The organism is Streptococcus suis (assembly GCF_046032515.1).
GTDB classification, from domain to species: domain Bacteria; phylum Bacillota; class Bacilli; order Lactobacillales; family Streptococcaceae; genus Streptococcus; species Streptococcus suis_AL.
Genome location: NZ_JARQPJ010000011.1, coordinates 71,270 through 79,018, shown reverse-complemented (window position 1 = coordinate 79,018; position 7,749 = coordinate 71,270). Strand labels below are relative to the sequence as shown.

The 7,749-nt window shown below is 39.8% G+C and carries 6 protein-coding genes and 1 pseudogene; 6 read left to right on the top strand and 1 reads right to left on the bottom strand.

Annotated features, from left to right (window positions below; translation table 11 throughout):
• Positions 1–272 precede the first annotated feature (272 nt).
• The 6 genes from murB (at position 273) to P7J49_RS06470 (ending at position 6,754) form a co-directional block, all read left to right on the top strand.
• Positions 273–1,178, top strand: coding sequence for a UDP-N-acetylmuramate dehydrogenase (murB, locus tag P7J49_RS06495; protein ID WP_408570073.1), 906 nt, complete (start codon positions 273–275; stop codon positions 1,176–1,178).
• Positions 1,179–1,323: 145 nt separating this feature from the next.
• On the top strand, positions 1,324–2,478 hold the full coding sequence (locus P7J49_RS06490) for an ABC transporter ATP-binding protein (RefSeq protein WP_408570072.1): 1,155 nt from the start codon (positions 1,324–1,326) through the stop codon (positions 2,476–2,478).
• Positions 2,462–3,262, top strand: coding sequence for an ABC transporter permease (locus tag P7J49_RS06485; RefSeq protein WP_002938659.1), 801 nt, complete (start codon positions 2,462–2,464; stop codon positions 3,260–3,262). Before P7J49_RS06490 ends, P7J49_RS06485 begins: the two co-directional genes overlap by 17 nt.
• Positions 3,262–4,032, top strand: coding sequence for an ABC transporter permease (locus tag P7J49_RS06480; protein WP_002938656.1), 771 nt, complete (start codon positions 3,262–3,264; stop codon positions 4,030–4,032). Before P7J49_RS06485 ends, P7J49_RS06480 begins: the two co-directional genes overlap by 1 nt.
• Positions 4,032–5,102 carry an extracellular solute-binding protein gene (locus P7J49_RS06475; protein WP_172020545.1) on the top strand — a complete coding sequence of 357 codons (1,071 nt, stop codon included), beginning with the start codon at positions 4,032–4,034 and terminating at the stop codon, positions 5,100–5,102. The genes P7J49_RS06480 and P7J49_RS06475 overlap by 1 nt, the downstream gene beginning before the upstream one ends.
• Before the next feature lie 113 nt (positions 5,103–5,215).
• Entirely contained in the window at positions 5,216–6,754 is a 1,539-nt protein-coding gene (locus P7J49_RS06470) for a ClC family H(+)/Cl(-) exchange transporter (protein WP_408570070.1), read from the top strand.
• A gap of 47 nt (positions 6,755–6,801) precedes the next feature.
• Here P7J49_RS06470 and P7J49_RS06465 read toward each other — a convergent pair.
• Positions 6,802–7,133 (bottom strand): annotated as a pseudogene (locus tag P7J49_RS06465) (IS110 family transposase); the annotation flags it as partial.
• Between the last annotated feature and the right edge of the window lie 616 nt (positions 7,134–7,749).

The following is a 7,749-nucleotide window of genomic DNA, read 5'->3' as shown; positions in this document are numbered from 1 at the left end:
GGGACTTTTTGTATATACTTAAAAAGGCTCCATAATCTCCACGGTGGTTTTACCCACTACAGAAATTATAGAGCCTTATTTTGTTGGAGTTCGCCATCGCTACTATACGCGGTAGAAAGGGAACTCCTTTTTTGTGCATTCCATTCTCCAATTCAAAATATTGGGGCAAATTAATTTGGCTTGTGAAAGTATTTTTGTTGAATTTTATTCGTTTTCTCCTGTAATTTTTGGTATAATAAATCCTGTATATCTTAAATTGAAATGAGAAGGTTATGAAAGATAAAATTAGGCTTGAATTAGAAGGCATCGATATCCGATTCGATGAGCCTTTAAAAGAATATACCTATACAAAAGTAGGAGGAGCTGTTGATTATCTAGCTTTTCCGCGGAATCGTTACGAGATTGTTCGTATAGTAGAATTTGCTAAACGTGAAGGTATTCCATGGCAAGTATTAGGAAATTCAAGTAATATCATTGTCCGAGATGGCGGTATTCGTGGTTTTGTTATCCGTATGGATAAACTTAACTCCGTTACTGTATCAGGATACACCATTGAAGCAGAAGCAGGTGCCAATCTGATTGAAACAACAAAAGTCGCACTTTTCCATTCTTTATCAGGATTTGAATTTGCTTGTGGTATTCCGGGAAGCATTGGTGGTGCTGTCTATATGAATGCAGGTGCTTACGGAGGTGAAGTGGCACACATTCTAGTTTCAGCGCAGATTTTGACTCCAGCAGGTTATGTCGAAACATTGGACAATCGTGAGTTACGATTTGGCTACCGTTCCTCTATTTTGCAGGAAAACGGTGCGATTGTGCTGTCTGCAAAATTTGCCCTCAAGCCAGGAAATCATACGGTTATTCAACAAGAAATGGCTCGTTTGACACATTTACGCGAGCTCAAGCAACCTTTGGAATATCCATCTTGTGGTTCAGTCTTCAAACGTCCACTTGGTCACTTTGCAGGTCAGTTGATTATGGAAGCTGGTTTGAAAGGCTACCGTATTGGTGGTGTTGAAGTATCTGAAAAACACGCAGGTTTTATGGTCAATGTCGAGAATGGTACAGCAAAGGATTATGAAAATCTGATTGCACATGTGATTGATGTTGTTGAAAAATCTTCAGGCATTACGCTGGAGAGAGAAGTGCGTATTATCGGCGACCCATCTGATACATAGTCTTTCAGTTTATCTTTTATTACGTCGTTAACTCGCTTTGCCGTACTTCAGTACTGTCTGCAGCTCGTTGCTTAGTACTAAAAGCAAACTGAAAGACTAAACTCTAGCCATTAGGCTCTTACAAAAAAGAAGGAATTTATGAGAATTGAAAAAGCCAATTATTGAATTTAAGAACATTTCAAAAGTATTTGAAGACAGTGGAACAACTGTATTAAAGGATATTAGTTTTGAATTGGAAGAGGGGAAATTTTATACCCTTTTAGGAGCTTCTGGTTCAGGTAAATCAACGATTTTGAATATTATTGCTGGTTTATTGGATGCGAGTTCAGGTGATATTTATCTGGACGGTCAACGGATTAATGATGTTCCGACCAATAAACGGGATGTCCATACTGTTTTCCAGTCCTATGCCCTTTTCCCACATATGACTGTCTTTGAAAATGTGGCTTTTCCTCTTAAATTACGAAAGGTTGACAAGGCTGAAATCGAACGCCGTGTGACAGAAGCCTTACAAATGGTCCGACTTTCTGGTTATGAAAATCGTTCCATTCAGAAATTGTCTGGTGGTCAACGCCAGCGGGTTGCTATTGCACGTGCGATTATCAACCAGCCACGCGTTGTCTTGCTAGATGAACCACTTTCTGCCCTGGACTTGAAACTCCGTACAGAAATGCAGTACGAACTGCGTGAATTGCAACAACGTCTAGGGATTACCTTCGTCTTCGTTACCCATGACCAAGAAGAAGCTCTGGCCATGAGTGACTGGATTTTTGTCATGAATGAAGGTGAAATTGTTCAGTCTGGGACGCCAGTGGACATTTACGACGAGCCAATCAACCATTTTGTTGCTACCTTCATCGGTGAATCCAATATCCTTCCAGGTCGCATGATAGAAGACTATCTGGTTGAGTTTAACGGCAAACGCTTTGAAGCTGTCGATGGCGGTATGCGTCCTAATGAAGAAGTTGAAGTTGTTATCCGTCCAGAAGATTTGCAGATTACCCTACCTGAGGAAGGCAAATTGCAGGTAAAAGTGGATACTCAGCTCTTCCGAGGGGTTCACTATGAAATCATCGCCTATGACGACCTCGGTAATGAGTGGATGATTCACTCAACTCGTAAGGCTATTGTCGGAGAAGTGATTGGACTAAGTTTTGAGCCAGAAGATATTCATATCATGCGTCTCAATGAAACAGAGGAAGAATTCGATGCCCGTATCGAAGAATATGTGGAAGTGGAAGAAGTAGAAGATGGCTTGATTAACGCCATTGAGGAGGAACGCAATGAAGAAAACCTCTAGGCTTTTTGCAATTCCCTATGCCCTATGGGTCTTTCTCTTTGTACTTGCTCCAGTTGCCTTGATTATCTTCAAATCTTTCTTTGATATTCATGGCAATTTCACTTTGGCCAATTACCAGACCTATTTTAACTCGCCAAATATGACCTATCTGCGAATGAGTTTTAACTCTATTTTTTACGCAGGTATTATTACTCTGGTCACGCTTTTGGTTTCCTACCCAACAGCCTATTTCTTGACCAAACTCAAGCATAGACAGCTCTGGCTCATGTTAATTATCTTGCCAACCTGGGTCAATCTTTTGCTGAAAGCCTATGCCTTTATCGGTATTTTTGGGCAACACGGCTCTATCAACCAGTTCCTAGAATTTATTGGTCTAGGAGCTCAGCAAATTCTTTTCACAGATTTCTCCTTTATTGCTGTTGCAGCCTATATCGAGATTCCGTTTATGATTTTGCCGATCTTTAACGCCTTGGATGATTTAGATAAAAACCTAATCAATGCCAGTCGTGATTTGGGGGCAACTCCTTGGCAGACCTTCACAAAAGTTATTTTTCCTCTTTCTATGAATGGTGTCCGTTCTGGTGTACAGGCGGTTTTCATTCCAAGTTTGAGTCTCTTTATGTTGACACGCTTGATTGGTGGTAACCGAGTGATCACGCTTGGTACAGCTATCGAACAACATTTCCTCACAACACAAAACTGGGGAATGGGTTCAACCATAGGTGTGGTCTTGATTTTAGCCATGCTCTTGATTATGTGGATGACGAAAGAGAGGAAGAAATAATGAAGAAATTTGCAAATATCTACTTAACAGTTGCCTTTCTCCTTCTCTACTTACCGATTTTCTATCTTATTTTTTATGCCTTTAATGAAGGCGGAGATATGAATGGCTTTACAGGCTTTACCTTAGAGCATTTTTCATCTATGCTTGGTGATAGCCGTCTCATGCTCATCTTAGCTCAAACCTTCCTATTAGCTTTTTTGAGTTCTTTGATTGCGACCATTATCGGAACTTTCGGTGCCATCTATATCTATCAGGCAAAACCTCGTTTTCAAAATGCACTCTTGTCTGTCAATAATATCTTGATGGTAGCTCCAGACGTCATGATTGGGGCGAGTTTCCTAATTCTCTTTACCATGATTGGTTTCCAGCTTGGCTTTGTCTCAGTATTGCTCAGTCATATTGCTTTTTCTATTCCAATCGTAGTATTGATGGTTTTGCCACGCTTGAAGGAAATGAATGCCGATATGATTTCAGCAGCTTATGATTTGGGGGCAACTCAGCCACAAATGCTGAAAGAAATCATGTTGCCATACCTAACACCAGCCATCATTGCAGGCTACTTCATGGCCTTTACCTATTCCTTGGATGACTTTGCCGTGACCTTCTTTGTTACGGGAAATGGTTACTCAAACCTATCTGTAGAGATTTACTCGCGGGCTCGTCAAGGGATTTCTTTGGAAATCAATGCCCTATCAACCCTTGTTTTCCTTTTCTCTATCTTATTGGTAGTGGGTTATTATTTCATCTCGCGTGAAAAGGAGGCCAACTAATGAAACGATTGTATTCATTTTTTGTAGGTATTGTAGCTATTATTCTTGTTTTATGGGGAATTAGTTCAAAATTAGAAGCTGATTCAACCCAAGGGACAACTGATAAACTTGTCATCTATAACTGGGGAGATTATATTGACCCAGAATTGCTGGAAGAATTTACGGCTGAAACAGGTATTCAGGTGGATTACCAGACCTTTGATTCCAACGAATCCATGTACACTAAAATCAAGCAGGGAGGAACTACCTATGACCTGGCCGTTCCTTCTGAGTATATGATTTCCAAAATGACGGAAGAAGATATGCTCGTGAAACTAGATAAATCAAAAATTGAAGGTTTAGAGAATATCGATCCACGATTTATGGGACTTAGCTTTGACAAGAACAATGACTATTCTATTCCATATTTCTGGGGAACCTTGGGGATTGTTTACAATGAAACTATGGTTGACAATCCTCCTCAAGAATGGGAAGATTTGTGGTCAGAAGAATACCGTGACAATATCATGTTAATCGACGGTGTTCGTGAGGTCATGGGCTTCGGTCTGCAATCTTTGGGTTACAGCTTAAACTCTAAAAATCCTGCAGAGATTGAAAAAGCAGCTGAACATCTTTATAATTTAACTCCAAATGTCAAAGCCATTGTAGCTGATGAGATAAAAGGTTATATGATACAAGATGCGGCAGCAATTGCTGTTTCGTTCTCAGGTGAGGCGAGTGAAATGTTAGATGGAAATGAAAATCTGCGCTATGTTGTACCATCAAAAGGTTCTAACCTTTGGTTCGATAACATGGTCATTCCAAAAACAGCCAAAAATATTGATGGAGCTTACGCCTTTATGAGTTTTATGCTTCGTCCTGAAAATGCGCTTCGCAATGCAGAATATGTTGGTTATTCAACACCAATTCCTGCAGCCAAGGCTATGCTGGATGAGGAGACTCAGAACGATGAATCTTTCTATCCATCTGAAGAAACGATGAAGAAGATGGAAGTTTATGATAATCTTGGACCAGAGATACTTGGAATGTATAATGACCTTTATCTCCAATTCAAGATGTATCGGAAATAGTCTGATTGGACAGGTAGCAATATAAATAAAAGAATGGGAGTGAGGTTCTTTACTAAGTACTTATTGCTCCTATTTTTTGGTCATACATACTATAGAAAGGAAGGGAAATCTCAATGGATAATCACCGGAAAGAAGTTAGTTTTATTTCTCAATCAATCCTCTACTCGGTTCTGCGTGGTAGTTTAGTTGGCATTGTCGCTGGTTTAGTGGTCGTTGCATTTCGCTTAGCCATTGAAAAACTATTTTCTGTCTTTACGCACCTCTATTCTCTGGCAACAGACAATGCAATCTATTTACTTCTTATTGGAGGGCTTTATCTGGTCATAGCTTTACTTGTTGGCAAGTTGATCAAAGACGAGCCAAATACAAAAGGTTCTGGTATACCACAGGTGGAGGCAGAACTAAAAGGAATTATGGATTTAAACTGGTGGTCAGTCCTTTGGAGAAAATTTATCGGCGGTGTTTTATCCATTGCATCTGGTCTAATGCTGGGGCGTGAAGGTCCCAGTATTCAATTAGGAGCTGTAACGGCTAAAGGTATATCAGTTCTTCTTAAATCCAGTGAAATGGAAAGAAGGAGTTTGATTGCTAGTGGCGCTGCGGCAGGTTTGGCAGCAGCTTTCAATGCACCAATAGCAGGCCTTTTATTTGTTGTGGAGGAAGTCTATCATCAGTTTTCACGTCTGGTATGGGTCTCAGCCCTGGCAGCCAGTATCACTGCGAACTTTATTTCCTTACATTTTTTTGGATTAATGCCTGTTTTGCATATGCCGAAGGACTTACAGTTACTATCTCTTGACCAATATTGGATCTATATCTTACTTGGAGTTTTCCTTGGACTTGCTGGATATGTGTATGAAGTTGTTATCCTCAATATACAAGGTTTCTATACCCTTCTCTCAAAAATCATTCCTCTCCCAGTTCCATACTACAGTGTATTTGCCTTTTTGTTTATTATACCGATTGGTTATTTTTTCCCTAATCTGTTGGGTGGCGGGCATCATTTGATTTTAGAGCTTCCATATTTGGAACAAGGACTACTGACATTGGCAATCTTGATTTTAATACGATTTGTATGGAGCATGATTTCCTATGGTTCAGGTCTACCAGGAGGTATCTTTTTACCCATATTAACCTTAGGAAGTCTCCTTGGGCTTTTTGTCGCACGGTTCTTCCTTGATATTGGTTTCATCAGTCAGGAGCAGATGCTATTGTTTATTGTATTGGGAATGGCAGGCTTTTTCGCAGCGATTTCCAAAGCACCTCTAACTGCTATTATTTTAGTAACTGAAATGGTTGGAAGTTTGAACCAATTGATGGTCATCGGGTTGGTAGCTTTGAGTTCCTATGTGATGATGGACCTCTTAGGTGGCGCGCCAGTCTATGAAGCAATGTTGGAAAAAATTCTGCCAGAAGAAGTAGAACAGCAAGAACACATGACCTTAATAGAGGTTGTTGTCAACGAAACATTGGACAGAAGATTTGTTAGCGAGTTACGTTTGCCGGATTCATGCTTGATTACCAATCAAATTCATCATGGTAAGTCAAGGATTGTGAAAGGAAATAGCCAACTTTCTATGGGTGATTCCTTGCTCGTTGCAGTTCCAATCTCTCAAATTCATACCGTTCGTAGGATATTTGAGGGAAATTAGCATTTTTTAGATTGTCTTAACAAAGAGATGAGAAAAGTCCCAATATTATAATGTTTCTGTTGTCTGGTCAACTCTCTCAATTCAGGAATGATTTCATCGGGAATGAAACTCCGAGGAAGCAGACCAATCCGCATTCATTTGGCAATCCAGTAAGCGTCTTTCTTGTCAGTTTTCTGACCTGTAATGGCCTTCATGTGGGCTGGTTGAGCAAGTATTAGCTCGAAGTCATCACATAGAGCATGCCAGACAGGTCGCCAATAGACACCGGTGCTTTCCATACCAACAGCTTCCACATGAAATTGACTGAGAAATCGTGGTAAGCACGTAGACCTTTAGTCGTTGTATCAAATGTAGCTAAGTAACACTTTGGACAAGTTGAGGGGAATACAAACGACAATATCGACTTGATCTACACATGATTATCTATGACAATTCCTTCCTTCTTGTAAGTTAGAAAGCCTATCTACTGAATTTTATACTCTTCGAAAATCAAAATCAGACGTTGTTGACTTGATTTGATGAACTTCAGTTCTATCTGCATCTGCGTCGCCTAGTCTGTTTTTGATTTTCATTGAGTATTAGTCATATTCTTGAGTGTATATTGTGGTTCTTATCAGCAGGCTGGAGCAGTTTTGTCATCATAATTAACATCAATAATGTACCAACCGCATGGCCCTCACTAGGTATATAATCTTAGTGAGGGCTTTATGCTCATTCTCATTATTCTGTGGGTAAGGACGGAGCCATCATGGATGTCTTGCTCACTCCCTTTTTATAGTCATTTGAATTAACTTTGCTACATCGTCACTTTCGGATTGCCGTACTCTAGTACTGCCTGCCCTCAGTTCCTTGTCTGAAAGCTAATTCATTTGACTATAGTGTGCATTATCTGTATCTATGGTTATAGATATTATTGATAGTTAGTTATAGTTCGAATAAATAACTGAATTTTCAGAATATACTTGCAATACTGATGGTTTTGTGTTTTAATTTAT